The organism is Echinicola shivajiensis (genome assembly GCF_018642165.1).
Classification (GTDB): Bacteria; Bacteroidota; Bacteroidia; order Cytophagales; family Cyclobacteriaceae; genus Echinicola; species Echinicola shivajiensis.
On sequence record NZ_JAHHZM010000004.1, the window covers coordinates 388,546 to 411,627 of the forward strand.

At 40.0% G+C, this 23,082-nt stretch carries 19 protein-coding genes and 1 tRNA gene; 7 read left to right on the forward strand and 13 right to left on the reverse strand.

Going from position 1 to position 23,082, the window contains the following annotated elements:
• From KMW37_RS10080 to KMW37_RS10105, 6 genes are all read right to left on the reverse strand, one after another.
• Entirely contained in the window at positions 1 to 804 is an 804-nt protein-coding gene (locus tag KMW37_RS10080; protein ID WP_215224489.1) for a hypothetical protein, read from the reverse strand.
• Positions 797 to 1,366, reverse strand: a complete 570-nt coding sequence (locus KMW37_RS10085) for an RNA polymerase sigma factor (RefSeq protein ID WP_215224490.1) — start codon at positions 1,364 to 1,366, stop codon at positions 797 to 799. The genes KMW37_RS10080 and KMW37_RS10085 overlap by 8 nt, the downstream gene beginning before the upstream one ends.
• A 329-nt stretch (positions 1,367 to 1,695) precedes the next feature.
• The gene (locus tag KMW37_RS10090) at positions 1,696 to 2,178 is read right to left on the reverse strand and encodes a carboxypeptidase-like regulatory domain-containing protein (RefSeq protein WP_215224491.1); all 483 of its coding nucleotides are present in this window, start codon (positions 2,176 to 2,178) and stop codon (positions 1,696 to 1,698) included.
• A gap of 64 nt (positions 2,179 to 2,242) precedes the next feature.
• The gene (locus KMW37_RS10095; protein WP_215224492.1) at positions 2,243 to 3,643 is read right to left on the reverse strand and encodes an MBL fold metallo-hydrolase RNA specificity domain-containing protein; all 1,401 of its coding nucleotides are present in this window, start codon (positions 3,641 to 3,643) and stop codon (positions 2,243 to 2,245) included.
• A 105-nt stretch (positions 3,644 to 3,748) separates the two neighbouring features.
• On the reverse strand, positions 3,749 to 5,662 hold the full coding sequence (locus KMW37_RS10100; protein WP_215224493.1) for a PspC domain-containing protein: 1,914 nt from the start codon (positions 5,660 to 5,662) through the stop codon (positions 3,749 to 3,751).
• A 4-nt stretch (positions 5,663 to 5,666) separates the two neighbouring features.
• Positions 5,667 to 5,996: a PadR family transcriptional regulator gene (locus KMW37_RS10105; protein ID WP_186754306.1), complete on the reverse strand. Its 330-nt coding sequence runs from the start codon at positions 5,994 to 5,996 to the stop codon at positions 5,667 to 5,669.
• A gap of 452 nt (positions 5,997 to 6,448) precedes the next feature.
• Here KMW37_RS10105 and KMW37_RS10110 point away from each other — a divergent pair, with 452 nt between their 5' ends.
• Positions 6,449 to 7,537, forward strand: a complete 1,089-nt coding sequence (locus tag KMW37_RS10110) for a putative type IX sorting system protein PorV2 (RefSeq protein WP_246581437.1) — start codon at positions 6,449 to 6,451, stop codon at positions 7,535 to 7,537.
• 10 nt (positions 7,538 to 7,547) lie between these two features.
• Positions 7,548 to 12,575 (forward strand): putative type IX secretion system sortase PorU2, encoded by a 5,028-nt coding sequence (gene porU2, locus KMW37_RS10115; RefSeq protein ID WP_215224495.1) that lies wholly within the window; start codon positions 7,548 to 7,550, stop codon positions 12,573 to 12,575.
• Positions 12,576 to 12,621: 46 nt separating this feature from the next.
• Here porU2 and KMW37_RS10120 read toward each other — a convergent pair whose 3' ends face one another.
• Genes KMW37_RS10120 through KMW37_RS10140 form a run of 5 tightly spaced genes read right to left on the reverse strand, consistent with a single transcriptional unit; the run spans position 12,622 to position 17,702 of the window.
• Complete coding sequence (locus KMW37_RS10120) at positions 12,622 to 13,818, reverse strand: hypothetical protein (RefSeq protein ID WP_215224496.1); 1,197 nt, start codon at positions 13,816 to 13,818, stop codon at positions 12,622 to 12,624.
• Complete coding sequence (locus tag KMW37_RS10125) at positions 13,802 to 14,506, reverse strand: ABC transporter ATP-binding protein (protein ID WP_215224497.1); 705 nt, start codon at positions 14,504 to 14,506, stop codon at positions 13,802 to 13,804. The genes KMW37_RS10120 and KMW37_RS10125 overlap by 17 nt, the downstream gene beginning before the upstream one ends.
• Positions 14,507 to 14,517: 11 nt before the next feature.
• Positions 14,518 to 15,732, reverse strand: coding sequence for an ABC transporter permease (locus KMW37_RS10130; protein ID WP_215224498.1), 1,215 nt, complete (start codon positions 15,730 to 15,732; stop codon positions 14,518 to 14,520).
• Positions 15,733 to 15,738: 6 nt separating this feature from the next.
• Positions 15,739 to 16,962, reverse strand: a complete 1,224-nt coding sequence (locus KMW37_RS10135; protein WP_215224499.1) for an ABC transporter permease — start codon at positions 16,960 to 16,962, stop codon at positions 15,739 to 15,741.
• Positions 16,962 to 17,702: an outer membrane lipoprotein-sorting protein gene (locus KMW37_RS10140; RefSeq protein WP_215224500.1), complete on the reverse strand. Its 741-nt coding sequence runs from the start codon at positions 17,700 to 17,702 to the stop codon at positions 16,962 to 16,964. The genes KMW37_RS10135 and KMW37_RS10140 overlap by 1 nt, the downstream gene beginning before the upstream one ends.
• A 268-nt stretch (positions 17,703 to 17,970) precedes the next feature.
• Here KMW37_RS10140 and KMW37_RS10145 point away from each other — a divergent pair, with 268 nt between their 5' ends.
• The 3 genes from KMW37_RS10145 to KMW37_RS10155 all read left to right on the forward strand — a co-directional run bounded on the left by KMW37_RS10145 (position 17,971) and on the right by KMW37_RS10155 (position 19,895).
• Complete coding sequence (locus KMW37_RS10145) at positions 17,971 to 18,615, forward strand: hypothetical protein (protein ID WP_215224501.1); 645 nt, start codon at positions 17,971 to 17,973, stop codon at positions 18,613 to 18,615.
• A 71-nt stretch (positions 18,616 to 18,686) separates the two neighbouring features.
• Positions 18,687 to 19,196: a hypothetical protein gene (locus KMW37_RS10150; RefSeq protein ID WP_215224502.1), complete on the forward strand. Its 510-nt coding sequence runs from the start codon at positions 18,687 to 18,689 to the stop codon at positions 19,194 to 19,196.
• 57 nt (positions 19,197 to 19,253) lie between these two features.
• Positions 19,254 to 19,895 (forward strand): hypothetical protein, encoded by a 642-nt coding sequence (locus tag KMW37_RS10155; protein ID WP_215224503.1) that lies wholly within the window; start codon positions 19,254 to 19,256, stop codon positions 19,893 to 19,895.
• 378 nt (positions 19,896 to 20,273) lie between these two features.
• Here KMW37_RS10155 and KMW37_RS10160 read toward each other — a convergent pair.
• Together KMW37_RS10160 and KMW37_RS10165 are read right to left on the reverse strand one after the other, a co-directional pair.
• A tRNA-Leu gene (locus KMW37_RS10160) sits at positions 20,274 to 20,355 on the reverse strand.
• Between the two features lie 414 nt (positions 20,356 to 20,769).
• Positions 20,770 to 21,549, reverse strand: a complete 780-nt coding sequence (locus KMW37_RS10165) for an SAM hydrolase/SAM-dependent halogenase family protein (protein ID WP_215224504.1) — start codon at positions 21,547 to 21,549, stop codon at positions 20,770 to 20,772.
• 103 nt (positions 21,550 to 21,652) lie between these two features.
• Between KMW37_RS10165 and KMW37_RS10170 the strand changes: the two genes are divergently transcribed.
• A complete protein-coding gene (locus KMW37_RS10170; protein ID WP_215224505.1) occupies positions 21,653 to 22,642 on the forward strand; it encodes a PhoH family protein in 990 nt (329 codons plus the stop codon).
• A complete protein-coding gene (locus tag KMW37_RS10175) occupies positions 22,611 to 23,051 on the forward strand; it encodes a GNAT family N-acetyltransferase (protein WP_215224506.1) in 441 nt (146 codons plus the stop codon). The genes KMW37_RS10170 and KMW37_RS10175 overlap by 32 nt, the downstream gene beginning before the upstream one ends.
• Positions 23,052 to 23,082 lie beyond the last annotated feature (31 nt).

Sequence of the window (23,082 nt, forward strand, 5' to 3'; positions counted from 1 at the left end):
TTAATTTTCCTCTTTCTTACTGATCAATGAGGCAAACAGGTTGTTTTTTGCATCCTGCAGGTCTGCGTATCCTTTATCCACTTTGCCTATTAATCCTCCGAGGGTATTGATTTTATCCCCTATTTCTGTGACCAGTTTTTCTTTTTTGGGTTTCTCTGAAATTCCACTGGATTTGATTTTTACGGTATATGCCACAGGTTCAACTTTTTCCTCACTGAGGCTGTTGTCCGCAATCAGTTCATTCATGTTAATTCCCCCATTGCCCATTCCAGATAATTCCAGGCCTTTGTTGATGGTGATTTCAGGAGCCTTTTCAATAGGCCTTTGGTTTGACTCAGCTACCAGGGAATTGTCTGGAGAATTTTCATCTCTTTGGTTTAGCTTAGTAGGTGAGGGATTATTTTTCATCTCAGGTTTTTTATCCTCTTGAATGTTCTCCTCTTCTTTTTTGGTTTTTTTGACTGAGTCGGTTTTCGGTATTGTTTTTTCTGCAGGTTTCGTGATTTCTTCCTGAGGGTCGATATCGTTTTTTGGAAGGATTTCTTGGTTGATAACAGGGTTTTGCTCTGCCATCATTGGCGTATTTTCATTATGGTCAGTAAAGTCAATTCTCCAAAGAAGCAATGCAAGGACAAATATCCCAATAAGCATAGCAGCGATGCTGATCCAAAATGGTCTATTGGTTTTTTTTTGAGGACCTAGTTGGGCATCTAATCTCTCCCAGCTCAATTTGCTGGGGCTTTCTTGGTGCTGTTTCAGCTTTGTGCTAAATAGCTCATCTATTGGGTGTTTTTGATTATCCATTGATGCTCCTTTCTTTTAATTGTAATTGGGCAATTTTCTGTTTGAGTAGGGCTCTTGCTCTGCTCAATTGCGATTTGGAAGTATTTTCGGTGATTCCCAAAAGCTCGCTGATTTCTGCATGTGCATAACCTTCAATCGCATAAAGGTTAAATACTGTCTTATAGCCTATAGGTAATTCTCCGATCATTTCCATAAGTTCGTTGGCTTCCAAGTCCACAAATTCATATTGTGTGTTACTGGAAACCAAGTCATGCTCTAGGTGGACTTCCATTGATAATTTTTGATTCTTCCTCAGGGTCAGTAGGGACTGGGTAACCATTATGCGTTTCATCCAGCCTTCAAAACTGCCTTTGTGCTCATACTGAGTAAGCTTATCAAAAATTTTCATAAAGCCTTCTATCATCACGTCTTCCGCCATGTCCCGATCTTTAATATAGCGACGGCAGATCACCAAAAACTTTCCAGCATACTGATCATACAGTTGCTTTTGGGCATTTCTGTTTCCCTTCAAGCAACCTTTGATGATGTCAGCTTCTGTTGTAAAAGTTTTTCTTATAAACATGATGTTTGGTATTCCTTCGACATTGTTTGTTAATATAGGTCTAAGGGAATCCGCATAGTGACTTGTACCTGTGAAAGAACAAACTCAATCTGCGGGTTTCAATAAGGTAGATACAATTTACGCAAAAAGGGTTGCACGGAGTAGTGAAAAAAAGCAGTAAAGTTTTAGCGGATTGTTGTAACTGGTTGATTTTCTTTTTGTTTTGATGGTTTCTTCTGTCCGTTACTTCATAATCCAGGTTAAAATGTGCAACTGATTCAACTGATGGGCAAAGAAAAAGAGCATCCTGAATAAATCGGAATGCTCTTCTAAATAGCTATGGATGAATATCAATAAGCCGCTTTATAATTGATGAGAATTTCCATATTTGACCATTCTCCATCCAACACTTCCACAGGTTGTATGAAGGTGTCTAGGTCAAATACATTGGCAAAATATCCACCTTCTTCTACCGTGAACACGGAATAGGTGCCCGGCGGAAGGCCAATAACAAAACTGCCATCTTCCTCAGTCTCAATTTCTGCGACCATAGGAGTTTCTATTTCAGAAAACAGTAAGTCTCCCATTTTTGCTTCATTGATATGGGTACGCTCATATATTCTTATTTTTCTTTTTACCTTTTCCCTAGGAGGTTTCTCGGGGACGGTATTACCATCTGATATGGTCGGCATTAAATTACCTTCCACCCAGTATACTTGGCCTATGATTCCCTGGGTATCCACTCTCTGTGCCTTGCATCCGAAAAAAAATGAAGCTAGGCCAAAGGCTAAAAATGAATAGGCCATTGTTCTTAAAATCTGCTTAGTTTTCATGTGTTTTATGTTGTGTAGAATAATGGTAGTTCAATTACTGCCATCATAAATTATGCCTTTATTACTAAATGCCCTGAAATATTTCAAAGGATTCAAGATAGTTGGGAACTAGGGTGTTCCAGCCATAATTTTGGTTGAGTGTGTGGGCAAAAGCTTCTGCAGATTCCTTTTCACCGTGAATGATAAAGGTCATCTTGGGTTTTTCCGTGATGCAGTCGGTCCATTTCAAAAGTTCACTTTCATCGGCATGGGCGCTCAGTCCTTCAATATAATAAATAGAGGCCTTTACTTCTACATCCAATCCATACATACGGGAGTACTTTTCTCCTTCCAAAAGTTTTCTGCCTCTGGTACCTTCAGCCTGATAGCCGACAAAGATAAAGCTATCTTTTTCATGGGGCAGTCGGTTGTATAAGTGGTGAACTATACGGCCTCCAGTAGCCATGCCGCTGGCGGAAATGATAATGGCATCTCCACTGAAATGATTCAAAGACATGGATGATTCCTGACTTTGGAAATAATGCAGGTTTTTATGAGAAAAAGGATTGGAATTTTCTTCCTGTAAAGAAGGTCCCAACCTATGGTATTGCAAATAATCCATATAAAGTTTCGTGACGTCTATGGCCATAGGACTATCGACATATATTGGGATTTGGGGGATTTTACCTTTTTGCTGAAGCTTAAATAGGTAGTAAAGAATTAACTGTGTCCTGCCAACAGCAAAAGAGGGAATTACTGAAACGCCCCCTTTTTGGTAAGTGTTATTGATTGCTTCAGCTAAATTTAATTCGGGTGTGTTTTCTTCATGAAGCCGATTTCCATAGGTGGATTCAATAAATAATATATCCGCCTTGGGAATTCCAATTGGGGGATTTAGTATAGGATCATTATACCTGCCAAGATCTCCTGAGAATACAATTGTTTTATTATGTGTATCCCCATGCAGTTTGAGTTTTAAAATGGCAGCACCAAGAATATGACCTGCATTATATGCTGTTAGGGTGACCCTATCCGTAAGACTTACTTCTGTGTCAAATTTAATCGGATGCAACTGACCAAAAACATTTTCAGCATCTTCTTTGGTATATAGGGGTTCTGGCTTTTCATGTCTTGAATATCCTTTTTTCTGGGCATATTCCGCTTCCTCCTCTTGAAGTTTACCTGCGTCCATCAGGAGAATCTTGACCAGGTCTAAACTAGGCTCTGTCAGTATGATCTGCCCCTTGAAACCTTCCTTGACTAACTTTGGAAGATAACCTGAATGGTCAATATGGGCATGGGTCAACAAAACCATGTCTATTTTTTCGGGGCTTATGGGGAAATCATCCCAGTTTCTTGTCCGTATTTCTTTGATGCCTTGAAAGAGGCCGCAGTCTACCAAAATAGTGCTGTCATCAATCTCCAATAAAAACCGGGATCCTGTTACGGTTTGCGCCCCACCTAAAAATTTTACCCTTACATCCATAATGCTAATATCTTTATATAAGATAGCTAAAAAACAGACAAAAAAGAAAAAGCAAGGTAGACCCCTACCTTGCTTTTCTAAAAATTAAATCGACCCATATAAAGTTTATTCATTCATAAAGAATTCCTGTTTAAATGTTTCCCTGGAGATACTATCTGCTGGTGTGTTTTTATGTTCGCTTTCACAGGTCAGGCATAGCATGCCTTCTTCATTGAATACCCAATAGTTTTTATCATTGATATCCTTTAGTTTGTAACCATTGGCATAAACGGTGTTGCGTATCATTGATATTATTGACTTCTCCATGATGAAGGGCTGGTTATAGGGGATGTAAAGCGTTTGCCATAAATTTTGCCCTCTAAATTTGGCCATAGAAGAAAACTCCAAGGACCTGTTAAAGCTGATAGTAGAATCCTGGACATTATAATGGTATTCGATATCCTTGGCGTTCTGGTTCGCTTCCTGCTTGCTTCTACCCTGTGATCTAAATTCTTGGGAAAGATAAGCAATGCTATCCTTAGTGCCTTTTAGCTCCACATGAACCAGGTCCAGCTCGTTAAGGTCCATTTCATCATCATTGGCACCAATAAGCCATACACTGTTTGGCAGGTCGAGTTTTGTCTCTAATGAATAGGTCCCCTCACTCTTGAACTGTACAATAGTTTTTGGAATTTGGAAAGCACAAATCATTATGCTGAGTAGCCAGATACCAAAGGTTACCAGCCCAAATCTGGAATCTATCAAGCTCCTTCTTATCAGTACACTGATTCCCAAAAGCGTGATAACTATTCCAGGGATCAACACTACGGTACTTGCTGCGATGGCCAACCAAACGGGAGCCAACTCAGAGATCAATTCTACAGGCACGTTATCAATTAAATGCCTGAAACTTTCATTGGTAAAGAATTCGAAGTAGGCCCCTAGAAAAGCCAGTGGTGTCAGTGTGATGATCAGACCGATAAAGAATATGATCAGCCCGAAAACCACTCGGATTACGTCAAGAATGAACTTTCCGAAGGGGCCCAAGGCCTTTCCCAGAGTATCGATTATTTTGCCCAGAAAACGGAAAGGTGCCAACCAAGCTTTTTGGCTTTCAGTTGTGGGTGGGACATCTGGAATCTGACGGTTCTGAATAATGGTGCTTTCGATATTGCTCAGTGTAATTTCTCCACCTTTCATCTTTATCCGCTCAGTGATGGACTTGGCCAGAGGGGTAATTATCCATAGAATCAGGTAGATCACAAAACCGGCGCCGCCAGCAAATATTAATCCAACAAATGCCAGTCTGGCCCATAGGACTTCTATATTGAAATAGGCGGCAAGACCACTGCAGACTCCACCAATCACCCTGTCATCAGGGTTTCTGTAGAGCTTCTTGATTTTCTTGTCTTCCGGTTCCTCATAAGAGACAGGAAGAATTACCCATAGAACAATATAGGCCAATACTGCCCACCAGCCCAAGGAAACTGAGAAGTCCCAATCCCAAGGAAAGAAATCAAAATTGCTAAAGGAGAACCTCCCACTGAACAACAAAAGAATGGCTACCAATCTGGTCCAAAGAGGGTCAATTGCCAGATAATTGGCAAGGCCTGCACAGACACCGCCAAGAATCTTGCTTTTTTCCAGCCTAGTCAGTTTCTTATAGCCCTTGCCTGCTCCTGGTTCAGGAGGAGTGATGTATTTGTAAAATTCACTTTCATCCTCTTCATTGGAAGCATAGCTCTTTTGGTTTTCCAATTCAGGTTCACTTTCCTCCACTGCTTTAAAATCCGCAATGGTTCCCATTTTTTCAATGAGCTTGTCCACATTTTCAGCAGTGATGACCTGCTTATTGTTTTTGAGATTAGAAAGGAATATTTCTGCAATTCGGTTTTCTATATCCTTGATGATTTCCTGGTTGTCCTCATAATGCGAGAAGTGCTTGTTGATCGACTCCAGGTATTTCTTCAAGTTGTCATAGCCATCCTCCTCGATATGAAAAAGGATACCGCTGATATTTATGCTGATAGTTTTTTTCATGATCTTAATTTTTGGAAGTGATTAATGTGGTAGATTGAACCAGGTCAAGCCAGGTTTCATTTAGCTTGCCAAGAAACTCGCTTCCTTCAGGGGTAATCGAGTAATACTTTCTTGGTGGCCCGGACTCTGATTCTACCCATTTATAGGAAACCAAAGCAGCTGTTTTTAGCCTGTTAAGCAATGGGTAAAGGGTGCCTTCTACCACTATCAGCTTAGCCTCTGTTAGTTCTTCTATCATGTCAGAGGCGTAAACCTCCCCTCTGGATATGATATGTAGTATGCAGAATTCTAAAATTCCTTTGCGCATTTGTACTTGGGTGTTTGATGCTTTCATCTATTCTGATTTTTATAAAGATGAAACAAGAATGATTGATGATTAACCATTGCTATCTCATGATTTGCATGATCCATTTAACTTCTCTCTTCTATACCGAAAAATAATACCAAAGTTAACTAAGCTACCTTGTAATACATATTTCCTTGTTAAATAAGGATTCTTCTTATGTATGGTTTGTGTTGTAAGTGTTTGTTAAATAGTGTTTTAGTGGGGTTTTTGGCCTTTGAAAATACATTGATGGAAATTTTTAGAGTCAAAAAATATTTTTTTCTATTATTCCAGACTTGCGTTAAAGTGTATATCTAATGAACATGACTTGTTCGGTTGTGAACAGTTCTGAGCTGATGATATCAAACAGAATTTTAAAAGGGGGATTCGTTTCATATTAATTTATTTTTTACTTTGCATAGGTGGAAAAAAACAGAAAAAAAGGTTTTCAGCATTGTTTTTTGGGGCTGATATTACTTTTGGCTATTGTAGAAGGGAGAGCACAGGGGATTACCCCAAAGTATTCCAATGAATTTATGAATATTGGTGTGGGGGCCAGGGCATTGGGAATGGGTGGAGCACAGGTGTCAGCCGCAAGGGATGTTACAGCCGCTTACTGGAATCCTGCTGCCCTTTTGGGAATACAGCACAAATATGAATTCTCACTCATGCATGCTGAGTATTTTGCCGGCATTGCCAAATACGATTATGCCGGTTTTTCCACCAATATTGAAGAAGACAACCAAATAGCGATTTCACTGATCCGGTTTGGGGTGGACGATATTCCCGATACCCGTTTTCTGTATGATGCCAATGGCGCACTCAATTATGATAATATCCAGTTTTTCAATGCAGCAGATTATGCGTTGATGATTTCTTACGCAAGGGATATCAGTGATGTATTTAAGGCGGGGATTAATACAAAAATCATTCATAGGAATGTAGGTAAGTTTGCCAAGGCTTGGGGCTTTGGCTTTGATGTAGGAGGAATGTTTTTTTTGGAAGAATGGAGGCTGGGAATCATGTTGAAAGATATCACCACGACTTTCAATGCTTGGTCGCATAATGCGGAAATGGTACGGGAGGTATATGCAGGTACTAATAATGAAGTACCCACCAACACCATAGAACTAACCTTGCCTAGGGCGATAATCAGTTTGTCCAGGGAATTGGACATACAAGATATGATCACTTTGCAGGCAGCCTTGGACTTGGATATGACCTTTGACGGGCGTAGAAATACGCTTATCCAAACAGATTTGATGAGTGTAGATCCAAGATTTGGCTTGGAAATGGGGTATAGAAAGATAGCCTACTTGCGTGGGGGAATCAGCAATTTCCAGTACACAAGAGATTTTGATGGGAAGAAGTCACTTGCTTATAAACCGAGTTTTGGTCTGGGTGTATTGATCAATGAAAAGGCTGCTATTGACTATGCATTGACGGATATAGGCGGTGGGTCAGAAACACCCTATTCACATGTGTTTAGTCTTAAGGTGAGTCTTGAGCCTTTGGGTGAAGGGTTCAGGCTTTTTAATGGTTGGGATTAAAAGCTAATAAATGAATAAAGTTGTACTAATTTTCATGCTTTTACTGGGGTGGACTCAGGTAGCTTTTGGACAAAGTGAATGGATAAACTTTTCCCAAACCTATTATAAAATAGAAACAAAGACCAATGGGGTTTACAGGCTAAGTTATACTACGCTGTCTGCATCAGGTATGAATGTCGATGCTATCGACCCCAGAAATATTCAGGTTTTTCATCGCGGTAAAGAAGTGGCCATATATGTTTATGGACAGGACGATGGCCGATTTGATTCTGGGGATTATATAGAGTTGATTGGAGAAAGGAATGATGGGAGCTCCGATGTGAAATTATATCCAGAGCCTGATCAGATGGGCAATCCTTATTATAATAACCACAGTGATGCAACGGCTTTTTTCCTTACTGTTACAAATGGTCAAGCAGGTAAAAGAGTTCCTAATAGATCAATAAATCCCCTTGCCCCTGAAATCAATTCTTACAGAACTGAGGCAAGCCAAGTTTTTGCAGAACAATATGCATTGGGGCAAGCTTACTCCCTTGGGATGCACCTTGGGATTTATGATATAGGGCAGGGCTGGTCAGGAAGGGCCGTGACCCGAAACAGTAATATTGATGTAAGTTTTAGAGATTTGGGCAGTCTGGCCAATTCATCAAATGTTACGTTGGAATTGGGGCTTTTGGGTAGATCGGATGCTCCTCATGAGGTAACACTAATGGTGGGGCCAAACAGCGATAATCTTAGACTTTTGCAAAGCGTGAGCTTTGGGCCATTTGAAATTTATAAGCTAGAGGCTGATTTGCTGTTCAGTGATATTGGCGCAGATGGTAGGTTTGTGGTTCGTGCAACTCCTGTTGGTACAGCAGGCTCTTCTGATAATATTTCCATTAGTTATGCCAAGCTTATTTATGACAGGCAACTGGAGTCGGCTCCTCTGGGCGAAAGTACAATTTGGGTAGCTCAGGGAGAAAGTAAGGTTAGCTTTCCCCATGAAGGAGATCAATACTTGGCCTATGATGTTTCCGATGTATATCAGCCCATACGCCTTGAAAAAGTTGAATCAGCGGGGATTAGTAGTTTTCCTGCAGGAGTGAATATAGGTGAAGCAAAGATTTTATTTCAGCCTGAAAAGAATGCTATTGAACCTAATGTGCTGGAAAAAGTAAAGTTCAGGAATCTAATGGCCCGCAGTGCCAATTATATTATTCTAAGCCATCCAAGTCTAAGGCAGCCCACTTCTATCAATACTGATCCTGTGAAAGCTTATGCCGCTTACCGGCATTCTCCTGCAGGTGGGGGCTATGATACCTTGATCGTTACAGCCGAAGAGCTGTATAACCAGTTTAACTATGGTGAAAAGTCTCCTTTGGGTATTAAGGAGTTTTTAAGACAGTTTTCAGCCAAATATAAACCAGAATTCTTGTTGCTTTTAGGTAGGGCCTATGGGATGTATAATGCGGTCAACTCGGGAGGGGAGCGGTATTTTTATCGTGATAGACCTGATCTTTTTAGTATTCAGGATTTGGTGCCCACATTTGGTTACCCTTATAATGATAATCGCTTTGTTACTGGTTTCGATCTGGAAGATCCTCTCAAGAAGACCATTGGTGTTGGAAGGATTCCTGCAAGGACGCCAGAACAGGTCAATGACTATTTAGCAAAAGTAAAGGAAAAGGATGCCTTGGGAGTAAGTGAAGCCTGGCAAAAGGAAATCATACATTTGAGTGGCGGTTTATCAGCTTTTGAGCTTGAAAGATATTATAATTTTCTGCTCGGCTTTAAGAGTATCGCCGAAAGTGTTTTTTATGGAGGAAATGTTACCACCTTTAGAAAGCGTTCAAATACACCTGTTGAACTTATTAATATTTCAGACAAGGTCAATGAAGGTGTCAGTATGGTGACCTTTTTTGGGCATGCGGGCACTTCTACCACAGATATCGATATAGGGTTCGTAAGTGTGGATGAATTGGGCTATGACAATAAGGGAAGATATCCCTTTTTGCTAATGAATGGCTGTGATGCAGGTAATGCCTTTGGTGGGGCTTATACTTTTGGCGAGGATTGGATATTGACACCTGATCGTGGTGCTACCAACTTCTTGGCCCATGCCAGTGTAGGTGTTGATGTGTATTTGCGAAGATATTCAGAGTCCTTTTACAGGAAAACTTTAGCGGATTCCTCCTTGAATTATAAAGCTATTGGAACCATTAAGTGCGAGGTAGAGGATTATTTCTATAAGCGATATGGAACTTCGGCCATTAATCAGGCCCATGCCAATCAAATGGTCATGTTGGGAGATCCGGCAGTAAAACTTTTTCCCGCAGACAAGGTGGATTATTCCTTGGATGAGAATGAAGTGGTTTTTCAGGATTTCAATGGGGAGGCCATTAACTCCCTTACGGATTCAATAGATCTTTCATTTGTGGTCAGAAATATTGGTCGGGTAGATTTAGATACGGTGGATTTTAAGATCAGTAGGACACTTCCTGATGGGACAGTAATCCCATTTGATACAGAGGAGCTTGCTCCAATTTATTATAGGGATACAGTGCATTTTACTGTCCCCAATACTGGATTGGTATCAGCAGGAGATAATGTGTTTACCATTTCTGTGAATTCCCAAAAGGCGGTTCCAGAGATGACCTTTGCCAATAATACCATAGTGATCAATAAGTTTATTGAATCCAGTGGTACCCAAAATTTAAGCCCTTTGAATTACGCCATTCATCATCAACAGCAGGTGGAGCTGATTGCCCAAGTGCCGGGTAAGTCCACTGAGGACCGGGTGCTGGTGATGCAATTGGATGTTTCTCCTGATTTTAATTCCTCATGGCGAAAAGAATCCCGAGTGACAACTAGAAATATAGCCACTTGGAAAGAAAGTATTGGGGATAAAGTGAGTGGTTTAGATTCAGTGACTTTTTATTGGAGAACCAAGTTTTTGGAAAGCCGTGAAGGGGAAAGTGCCGAATGGACTACTAGTAGTTTTACCTATATTCCTAATGGACCTGAAGGATGGATTCAAAGGGAATTTGCACAGCTAGGAGAAAACCAAATCGATAATATGGACTTGGACCAGCAGGCGGGACAGTGGAGATATCAAGGGACAAAGGTGGATATGAATGTGATGACCTTCGGATCTCAAACAGAAGGGTTAAGTTATGGTCAGGTGCAGATCGAGCTGAACGGGACAGCCTATAATATCGACATGAATCTGAGAAGGTGTACCAATGGCTCCTTTGGTCTAATGGCCTTTGACCAAAGGAGTCTGGCTCCTTATTTGGTGGTGCCCTTGACCAATTTTGATGTGTTGGATGGAAAGAGCTGCGGGAAAACTCCGCAGATTATTCAAAATATTCGAAATTCCTGGATTACAGGAGAAGGTCAAACCATGCTTTTGGATTATATAGAAGGCCTAAAAGAAGGAGATTATGTCATTATATTCTCTGTGGGAGCGGTTGATTTTGAAAACTGGCCTGATGAGGCCTTCCTGAAGATGAAGGAAATCGGTGCCAATGAAGCTACTCTGAGAAATATGCAAAACGGAGAGCCTTATATTTTATTTGGCAGAAAGGGGATGCGCCCAGGAGAAGCTCAGGAAATCTTGGCAGATAAGAGTGCAGCATTGCCGGCAGATGAACAGGTCATTACTTTTAAAACACAGATGAAGGGTTTTTATGACCAGGGAACTGTAGCCGCTTCCAGAATAGGGCCAGCTTCCTCTTGGGATACATTTTATAATAATACGGTTCCAGGTACTTCTATTGATGTGGAGGACTTTGTTTTTGATGTTATTGGGGTGACCAAGGAAGGACATGAAGAAATTTTGTTTGATAATATTAGGGAAGAAGAACTTAGAATTCAAGATATCAACGCAGATGCCTATCCTTACTTGAGGTTGAAATATGAAGTGCAGGATTCAGAAACTGAGATTCCTCAGCAGTTGAGGAAATGGCAAGTGAATTATACAGGCGTGCCTGAGGGCGTCTTGATTTTGCAGTCCAAAGAAAGTGAATTCCAACTGCAGGAAGGAGAGGAAGCTACGGTCAAGTTTGAATTTGTCAATATCTCCAATTATGATTTCACTGATTCCCTTACTGTTGACTATGGACTACAAAACAAGACCAATAATACGGTTAAAAAGGAATCCTTTAAGATTCCAGCAGTAAAAGCAGGAGAAAGGTATGCCTTTGAGATTACCTTCACTTCTTTGGGTGAACCAGGTAAGAATTCCATGAATGTTTTTGCCAATCCAAGGGAATATTTGGAGCAGTCTTATAAAAATAATGTGCTGGATTTGGCGGATTATTTTATAGTGGAAAAGGATGATCAAAACCCTGTATTGGATGTCAACTTTGATGGAGCCTATATCATGGATGGTGATATAGTTTCACCAAATGTGATGATCACGGCATTGGTAAAAGATGATAATAGCGCCCTGCTAAAACAGGATACTACAGGTATGGAAGTGTATTTGAAGCGAAGCTGTGAGGGCTGTGATTTCAAAAGAATATCATTTAGCGATCCTGCGTTAAAATGGTTTGAGGAATCGGATAATACAGATTTCAAACTGGAGTATTTGCCAGGGCCATTGGAAGATGGCATGTACACCTTAAGGGTAAATGCAGTGGATGCATCTGGTAATAAAGCAGGAGAAAAACCTTATGAAGTGAGTTTTGAGGTAATCAACGAATCGACCATCACCCACTTTTATCCATATCCTAATCCTTTTAGTACCAGCGTGCGCTTTGTATTTACGGTAACAGGAATTGCTCCACCAGACCAAATCAAAATTCAAATAATGACTGTGACCGGTAAGGTTGTTCGGGAGATCCTACAGGAAGAACTCGGTCCAATTAAGATAGGAAATAATATCTCTGAGTATGCTTGGGATGGCAAGGATGAGTTTGGCGATCAATTGGCCAATGGGGTCTATATTTACCGTGTGCTTGTCAGGAAAGACGGGCAATTTGTGGAGCATAGGTCCACTGCCGGGGATAAGGCATTCAAGAAGGGCTATGGCAAGATGTATTTGTTGAGGTAGTCTTTGAGTCTGGAGTATTGATAAATGTGCAGATTTAACATCTCACTCAAAAGCTCCATTTGCCCCGTAAAAAGTAAGAGGTAGAATAAGAGCGGAATTTATCCCTTAAGGTATCCTCTGCATAAAAGGCCTGGACAATAAAGTCTATGTCAAAATCCTGAAAAATATTCCAGGTCACAAAGGGGGAGAGAAACATGGCTTTGTTTTGTGGGAAAAGCATCGTGCCAAATCCAGTATTTACAAGAGGATGGGCCTGATAGCTGGCTTGAACGAATCCGGAATGTTTGTAAGGAGAGAGGTTTTTTGCGGTTAAGGCACGGCTATTTAGTTGGATTAATCCTTCTGCACCCAAGTCAGTGAAGCCTGCTTCATTGAAAAGATAAGATACGTTATAATAAAAATTTCCTATTGAATGGTCTAGGGAGATACTTCCCACAAATGCTTTTGGGTTTGCTTCAGTTTCTTCTTTTGGGTAGAAGTAAGTTAATTCTCCTTTTAAACTAGCACTGCCCAAGTTGCCGGCCCAACCTGCGCCCAGCACCCAGTTTTCCCTGCTATAACCTCCCATAAACTGGAAATCATAATCCCATTTATTGGTCTTGTACATCAAGGCAGTGGAAAAGATGTTCAATGCTGTACTGTCCGGATTTATGGTTTTTGAAGGAAGGCTGATAGCGATTTCAATGCTGGAATTGGTTCCTGTGTAATATTCTGTTCTGAGGGCATCGATTCCTGGCCGTTCTTCGTAGTCGAAGTCAAAATAGGAATAGGCATTGAAAATATCGTTTGGATTCCAAATGGTATTGATACCCCAATTGATCCTTTGCCGGCCTAATTTGACCGTAAGATTTTCTTTGATCCATTCCATATAAAACCGGTCAATCATCGTGTTGAGTACTACACCATTTTCGTTGATTATGGTCCAGTTTAGATCAAAGTAATAGGTGTCATAATCGATGAAGTCTTCAAAATTTTCAAGGTACTTGCTGGTTTGACCAATAAATAATCTGGTTCTCAAAGCCCCATAAAACCTGATATTCTCATTTGGAAACCATTTAAAATTGAGACGGTTATGGATGAGGTTGTCTACCAATGCACTATCTCCAATGTCGTTTATGGAGATCATTTCCTTGAGATAGCCATTGACAAAGAAGGTCTTGGGCTTTTCTTCTTGAGCAAAAATGGGGTTTTGAAGAAAGCCAAAAAATAGGCAGGTTATCAATATTTTAGCGAACCTCATCATATTTGATCATCCCATCTTCCAAGGTGACTACCCTTCTGGCCTTGTCAATGACCCTTTGGTCATGGGTGGAGAAAATGAAGGTCATATTTTCTTCACGGTTCATTCGGGCCATCATATCCAACAAATTTCCTGCAGAGGCCGAGTCAAGGTTAGCAGTAGGCTCATCTGCTAGAATAAATTTCGGCCTTGAAGCCAATGCCCTGATTACTGCTACCCGCTGCTGTTGTCCTCCCGATAATTCTGATGGGCGGACTTTGGCCTTATCTTCCAAGCCAACTTCCTTCAGAAGTTTCATGGCTCTTTCTTCCATTTCCTTTTCGGATTTTTTTTGTAGCAACATGATAAATTCCACATTTTCTTTAGCTGTGAGCACGGGGATGAGATTGTATTGCTGAAAAACAAAACCAATATGGTGAAGCCTAAAGTCTATTAGCTCAGACTCCTTAAGCTTTGAAATGTCCGTGCCTCCTATAATGACCTTTCCCTTGCTTGGATTATCTAGGCCTCCTATGATATTTAACAGCGTAGTTTTTCCTGAGCCTGAGGGGCCAACAATTGCTGTAAACTCACCCTCTTCCACCAATAGGTCTACATCCTTTAAGGCTTGTACAGGAATCTTCGACTCATGGTAGGTCTTCGCTACATTTTCAGTTTTTATAACAATTTTTTTAGCTACTGTTGTTTCCATATCCGGGTCATTTAAACTGTATGCAGGGCTTTGGTTGGATTGAGCTGAATGGCTTTGTAAGCAGGATAAAGCGCTCCAATTAGCGCAGTAATAATCACTCCAATCGTAACAAATATATAGGTGTTGTTTTCAATGCTTGGGTACAAAATACTGTCATAACCATAGGCTTTTAATCCTTCAGAATAGGCGCTTAAATCAATGCCGTGGATGCCTAACCAGTTCATGGTGATTAATCCAATGATGATTCCCAATGGCCCACCGACCAAGGAAAGGAAGACTGTTTCAATCACTATCATCATATAAACTCGCCATTTGTTCATCCCAATGGCCATCAACATGCCTAACTCCCTATATCGCTCCAATACCGACATCAGCATGGTATTGATGATTCCAAAAATTAAGGCAGTCATAATAATCCCAAAGAGGACCCATAGGAAACTATCGGTCATGGAAAGGAAGAGCTCTAATTCAGGCGCAATAGTTCTCCAAGATTCTATTAGCAGGTTTGGGTGCTCCTGTTTGAGCTCATCCATTAAGGGAACTTCATAATCAGGGCTGGAAAGAAAAATGGCTATTTCATGAATGTTTTGGCCTATTCCTGCAATCCGGTTCAGGTCTTCCATCTTTACAAATGCCGTGGCTTTATTGATGCTGGGAGAGGTGGTTTCTATCAGTCCTGCGACCCGAAATGCCCCAGCTACCAAATTATTTTCTTCATCCTGAAAAGTCAGGACTATTTTGGAGTTAACGTTCACCTTTAGTTCCTCGGCCAACTCATTTCCGATTACAACAGGATTTCTCAGTTTGGATTCAAAATAGGTACCTGCTGTTAGCAGAGAGTCATGGTGGGTGACCCGTTTTTCCAATTCAGGGATGATGCCATAAATGCGGACTCCATTGGCTTTTCTGGTCGATGAAATCATTCCATTGGCTAAGCTTCTGGGGGAAATCGCTGCAATCCTCGGGTCGGATGATATTGACTTTTCAAGAGAAAGCCCATTGGGAATGGAGTAAACGATATTATAGTCCTGCTTGAACTTTGGATGGTGGATTTGTATATGGGAAATTTCATGTTCAATAGCTCCATTGATATAGGAAACAGTGAATCCATTCATAAAGCCCAACATAAAAAGCAAGGCCCAGATGCCCACGACAATAGAGCCAATGACCACTAGGCTGCGTCCTCTGTTCCTCCAGACATTTCTCCAGGCTATTTTGGTTAACATATTCATTTACCTTCCCTCTCTCATTGCATTTACAGGATCTAGTTTCCAAATTTTATATAGAGGGTATCCACCTAACACCAAGGCCATAAAAAACACCACCCAGGCCTGACTGGTAAATACTACAGGATCTAGACTGAAAACATAGACCGGTTCAATTCCAAATTTTTCGAAAGCCTCTTTATATTCATCCGCCAAAGTGATTGGATGGTGATAGAAATAGCTGATCACAGGCATGCTTAAGGCAAAGCCCGCCAATACAGCGATCATCGCCAGCATGATGATTTCTGCAAATACGATCAATTGCAGTTTGTACCTTCTCATTCCTATAGAAAGCAAGACCCCAAATTCATATAAACGTTCAGTTGTCATCATCAGAAATGTACCGAACATACCGAAGCCGATAACCACATAAAGTAACATTAACATGATAATTCCGGAAATATTATCCACTTCTATTCCCTGAATCAACTCTGGCATCATTATTCTCCAATTCATTATTTCTAATGCGGTGGTATCTACCTCTTGTCGTAAACTAGTCTCTATGGAGCTGACATGTTTGGGATGCTCAGTGACCACGGCCAAGGCTGTAAGCAGCTGCTCAGCCCCATAGAAATATTGGGCTGCAGGCAAGGGCATGAAAACCACTTGATTGGTGAGCAAGGGCAGGCCAAATTGTACAAGGCCGCTAACAGCATATTTTCCTGCCGCATTTACCCCATGGTAACCTTGACTGATCAATACTATGGTATCACCCACAGAAAGCTTCAGGTATTCTGCCAGCCCTGTTCCAACCAGTACATGCTCTTCATCAATTTCAAAGGGCTTACCTTGGACAATCTTATCTTCGACATTGGTGAGCGACACTTCTTTCTGAGGGTCAATACCTATGACCAATGCCCCTTTGGTCTGGTTTTGATAGGAGGCGAGAGCAAAGGACTCCAGCCTTGGGACAGCTGCCTCTACATCTTCGATTGCTGCAACTTTTTCCAGTAAGTTTGAAGGTGGGGAGAAGGCATTGTCTATCACTTGTTCGTCCCAATATCCTTTTTGATGGATCTGAATATAACCAGTTAAAAAGCGCACGCTATTATCAATCATCCTTTCATAGGAGCCTAATTGCATGGATCGCATGAGGCTGGACAAGATGACTGCAAAAGCAATACTGACGATGGTGATTATTGTCCTTCGTTTATTCCTCCAAATATTTCGCCAGGCCAGTTTTAATAGCATCAGCGTATGCGTTTCATTTTTTGAATAGAGAAAAAGCTTTCATTGATGTCGATATCAAAATCAATATCATTATAGATAATCACTGTTCTTTGGTCAGGGTCTTCAGCAGGGATCATATCCATTTTACTGGGAATAAGTCTGCCATCCATTTCCTTGATGTCTGATAGGACCATGGTGTTGACAAGAAAATCATCCTCATCATAATAACGGATAAGCAGTTCTATATAATCCTCTTTGGAAACAAATAGCTCAATAGCGCCCCATACCACTGCGGCTCCCTCTTTTGGGACCAGTTCCAGCTTCCAGCAATCATAATTATTGATGGTGGTATCCCCTTTGAGAAAATGGTTGTAATCAAAAACCACTGAAGATTCTTTCACCAGATCATCATTGGTAAAATCTGAGCCCATCCAGGATTGGCTCATCATAGAAGGTGGGAGTTTTACCACCCTGTCAATGGTGGGCTGCCAGTTCCATATTTCTTTGTCTCGCTTGAGGAAAGCGGTCCCCTGATCCCTAGCGGGGCTGGTTATTAAGATGAGGGAATAGTCTGTCCCTAAGCTCCAGCCTTTCATGGAAATCTCCCTTGACCAATCTGGCCGGATAATCTTCATGGTCATATTGGATGAAGAGGACTTACCCCTCATTTTTTGGTCGACCTTCTTGATGATCTCAGTGGCATCCTGAGCAGCGAGCAAGAGAGGGGCAAAAAGGAAAAAGAGGCAAAATATAGCTTTCATAAAAATGAAGTTATAACCTGTCTGATTGGTCATGATCATAATTTAATGATTCCATATTCATGTTCCAATAGAATCCTTAAGGATTTAGGCCACTGTCAATATGTTATGGAAAAGTGTTTTCAGAAATAGATTGATAGGGTTTGGGATATTATTTTTATATCGCTAAAACCTGTTTGGTTTTTGGCATGATTATTATCTTTTCTAACTAAGATTGCTCAACAGGCAATGAATTAAGATTTTTGGCCTAAAAACATAATCAATAGCAGAAATGAAAAAATATTGGATCTTTGTACTTTTATTTATTGGTGTATCGAAATTGGCCATTGGACAGTCTATCCAACGAGATTTTTTTGGTGACCTAGAGTATGTCTCCAGAAATGGTGATTTTAAGGCAAAACTGGACAGAGATGTTTTTAAAAGCTTGGTTTATACTGATGACAATGGAAATAAAGTGACTTTTGAGAAAGAATACCTTGATGAAATATATGGAGATATTTTAAAAACAGAAGAGGAGGAAAGGGATTTTCTTTTGAATTTGGTGAGAAAGTATAAAAGGGAAGAAGGATATGTCGTAAAGTATACCATAGATGTTTTTGACAGAATGGTTATAGAAGATAACCGGGAAAATAAATTGGTAGAAGGAAAAGATGTACACGGGAATTATATCCGTGAGGAAAAGAGGAATGGTCGCCGGATATATGTCAAGAAGGAATTGGATGGTGGTTTATTATTGGAAATGGATAAGGAAAAGGCTTCTTTGAGGAAAAATATATTTGATAAATGGGTATACCAAGATAGCAGGGGTAATAAGTTGGAGTTTAGTGGAGCCACATGGAAAGCCTTAAATGATCGGTATGGCAATAATGAAGAAATATTCAACTTTTTTACCAATGAACTGCTTTATCAGAATTAATTGAAGCAGGAGAATTGCATTAATTTATTGCTTGCTTTCTTTTGTTACATTGTTTTAGTTAAGTTATAATCATGTTAGTTCGCTTTAAGTTATTGATGACTTTTTTGGTCATCTTCTTTTTTTTCAGTTTTATAAATTTACCTCATGATTTTGAGGTCTTGGAAGGGGATTTGTTTTTTCAGCATATTTCTATGATGAGCCTTTATGGAATAACGGATAAACAATTTTATCAGTTTGAGAATGAAATTGACAGTATATTATCAAGTGGCAATGCTCAGCCACATGAAATGGAATTATACCAACATTTTGATCGGTTGAGAGGAAAGGGCTTGTTAAGAAATCCATATGTATTTCTCCGGCTGGAGCCAGATTCTGTTATGGCCGTTTATCTTTCGGAAAGCCAATATGAAAAAGTCGAAGATTATCGGCTTCAGGAATTGATCAAAGCGCATCAAAAAGTTTCCTTGAAGTTGTTGGTTGAGAAACTTGACGAAAGGGTCTACTATAGTGATAGCATTATTTCAGCGAACAAAGTTTATGGCCAGACTTATCCAGAAAATGAGGTTATTGAAAACTTGTGAAAGAGGATAATTAAGAGTTAATAGTGGTTTTATTCAATTTATGATCCTTTAAAAATTATGCGAGAATTTATCGAGCTTTTAGGTCCTGTTTCATCAATAGTTATAGCAGTTTTGGCAGTATTTCAACTTTTGATACTTTACTGGACTTTTAGATTGGCTGCTAACTCCATCAATGAGTTTAAGCAAAATCAGCGTTGGAAAGAGAAAAGAGAGCTTGCTGCTAAACTCGTTATTTTGTTAGGTGAGTTACGGAAAAAGATATATTATTTACATAATCCTAAATTTATTAATCGTGAAAGTCTTGCTGAAAAGGTTGCTATGGAGGAGAATTTTTCGATTGATGCTTCTTCTAGATATTTAATTGACGTGGATTATTATCTTAGATTTTATTGGAAATATCAGGAGGTATCGAGTGATATTATTCAAAAAATAGAAGATTTACGTCGTATGGAATTATTGTTTAATGGATTGAATGATAATTGTCTTGCAATTATGTTTAATAATACTCATGAGCAATATTCTGATTTAAAAGAGGTGATGGATAATATAAAATATGGTGCTGAAGAAATTGCTTCAAAAATATTGGAGGACTCATTTGAGGGAGACTTTATTAAGTTTATTAAATCCAAAGGAAAGCAATATCTTTCTACAATTAAAGATAAAGAGGATTTGTATCTTGAATTTTTGCATTCTCATTGAAATATATGCATGATTGAATTTTTGAAGCATAGGATATCACATTTTCCAATTTTATGGCACTTATCAAATTAACCTTTTTCAGGGGTACTGATTAAGTCAAAGTAGCTGGTCATTCAGTAGCTAGAGCTAGACGTAGCCTTTCTGATCTAGTTTAAAGAAACCTAATCCATTTAGTGAATTTAATAATGGTGAGCTAGAGTAAAAGAACTGATGTCTTTGGAGATCCCTTTGACTAGTTTGAACGATTAAGAACCGGTGGAAGAAATTTATTTAATCTTTTGAAGCCTAATTTTATTAAGGTGTTATAACCTTGTTTTTTAAAATCTTAGCCAAAAAATAGAAAAACCCCTTCTGATTTGCATCTGAAGGGGTTTTGTGTACCCAGGGCCGGAGTCGAACCGGCACGCCCGAAGGCATTGGTGTTTGAGACCAACGCGTCTACCAATTCCGCCACCTGGGCTTGTGACATGGTATGTTTACCATTTTGATCAAAACTTTCGAAAAATTTTCTCTTGTTTTGTCTCCATTCCTTCCTGAATGGGATGCAAATATGGACAAAGATTTTTTCTTGTGCAATAGCTGGAGCCTAGATATTTTAATTTTTTTTTGATTTGGGCTTCCTTGAAGTTGGCTTTTCTAGTCAGGAATTGGGAGTTTGAATTTGTAATTGCTTATGCGTCTGTGAATTGATGTGTAGGGTTTGAGTTTTGGTCATAAATTAAGGCCTGAAAAAAATATTTTTGATTTTTTTTCTTAACAATGAATAATATGAAAAAGTAGTCCGTAAATTAAAAAAATAGAAAGGATAATGGGTATAGTCTCGGTCTGATATGTCTTCGCATAATGAGAAAAAGCACTATGCGAAGACAACAAATCAATCTTCTTCCCTATGGAAGTTGATCATTACCGGGCTGTCATATTTTAAACCAAGCAAATCTGCTCCATGTCCATGGTTAATACCGATTTCCAATAGATCCAAACTGTTGAAAAAGGCAAAGCAGTCTCCAGGTTCTACATTGTCATAAGATTGGTTGATCTGATCAATTGCCTCGCGGCTAAATTCCAAGGTGAATTTGCCTGGGTTGAGGGTGTCGAAAACATCTTTAGGGATGTTGGTGATTAAATTTCCATAGTTGTCAACACGCAATACGTGGCCTACAATTTGTTTCTTAGTGGCTTTGATCTGCCTTGGCATCATTTTTTTGATGTTTTTCAAAGGCCCTCCGAAGTCATGAATAGCGGCTCCACTGGCCACTTTGGCTGCAATGGGGGCTAGAATATCCTTTGCCGGGAAAGTGCTGTCCTTGACATGGATATCGGCAAACTGCACCACAATTCCAGGATCGTAATCGGCAAGCATGCTCAAGACCCCATTGTTTGGCCCGATAAAGATATGTTCTTCCAATTTGATACCTATATATCCTGCAGTAATACTACTAGTGCTATTGATGGCTACCAGGTGGATAGTCCCTTTAGGGAAGTCTTTATAGACTGACCTTAGTACGAAAGCAGCATGGGCAATATCGTAAGTATCGATTTTATGTGTAATATCGATGATATTGAGCTGCGGATTGATGGATAACATCTTGGCTTTTACTGCTGGTACATAATAATCACAATCTCCAAAATCAGATAGGAATGTTACTAAGGCCATGGAACGAAGTCAATTAAAATTTTGTACTTTTGTAAGTGTAAACAAAAATAGAAATTTTATTCTTCTAAGAATAATCTGACAAAGCTAAATACATAATATCAGATTGGTAGAAAAAGTAATTACTTTAGAAAACATTCCGCTACTGGATTTTCTCGGATCAGAAAATGAGAATATCCGCCAAATAGCTGCGGCTTTCCCAAAAAGCAAAATTGTTTCGCGCGGAAATGAAATTCGAATTCAGGGCATGGCTCCTGAAATTATTCGAATCAATGATGTCCTTAATATGCTTTTACAACATTTTAACCGTTTCGGTCAGGTGACCCCGGAGAATGTAAAAGAATATATAGACCTAGAGGGAGTTCCCTTTGAGGAAGAACATAAAAATGATATTATCGTATTTGGCAACAAGGGGATAGTCATCAAACCAAAATCCAGCAATCAGCGTAAGTTGGTTGATGCTGCATTTAAAAATGACCTTGTATTTGCCCTAGGGCCCGCGGGAACCGGTAAAACCTATATAGCCGTTGCTTTGGCAGTGAGGGCGCTCAAGAACAGAGAGGTGAAGCGAATTATTATTACCCGCCCTGCGGTGGAAGCAGGGGAGAACCTGGGCTTTTTGCCGGGTGATCTTCAGGAAAAATTGGATCCTTATTTAAGGCCAATTTATGATGCCTTAGGAGATATGGTGCCGGCTGAAAAGCTAAAGTTTTACCAAGAAAACAGGGTGATTGAAATTGCTCCATTGGCTTATATGCGCGGTAGGACCTTGCATGATGCATTTGTGCTGCTTGATGAAGCCCAGAATACCACCAGAGAACAAATAAAAATGTTCTTGACCAGGATGGGACCTAATTCCAAGGTGATCATTACAGGTGACCAAACCCAGGTAGATTTACCAAGTAAGCAAAAGTCCGGTCTTAGAGAGGCGCTTCGTGTGTTGAAGGATGTGAAAGGGATTGGCTTGGTGAAATTGGGAGGAAAGGATGTGATTCGTCATAGGCTGGTGAAATCCATTATTGAGGCCTATGATAAAGATGATTTGGAAAAGGAAAAACTCAAAGATGAATATAAGCGTCAACAAGGTTCAGAATAAACATGAACTTGAGCAGGTTTTCAAAATCAGGGAAGAGGTCTTTGTAATAGAGCAACAGGTGGACAGGGAAGAGGAGTATGATGAATTTGAGGATGAATCAGCTCATTTTTTGGCTGTAATGAAAGGGAATCCGGTAGGTACTGCTAGGTGGAGGTTTACTGAAAATGGAGTGAAGCTGGAACGTTTTGCTGTTTTAAAAGCTGCACGCGGAAAAGGTGTTGGCCAAGCCTTGGTGGCGGCCGTTTTACAGGATATTCAGAACAATCCTAAAGCCAGGAGTAAAGTGCTTTATTTACATGGACAGTTGGCTGCTGTTCCTTTATATGAAAAGTTCGGCTTTAAAAAGGTGGGGGATATTTTTACTGAATGTGATATTCAGCATTACAAAATGGAAAAAACATTTTCTTAGGCCTGTTATTCTGGTCCATTCCTTGCTATGA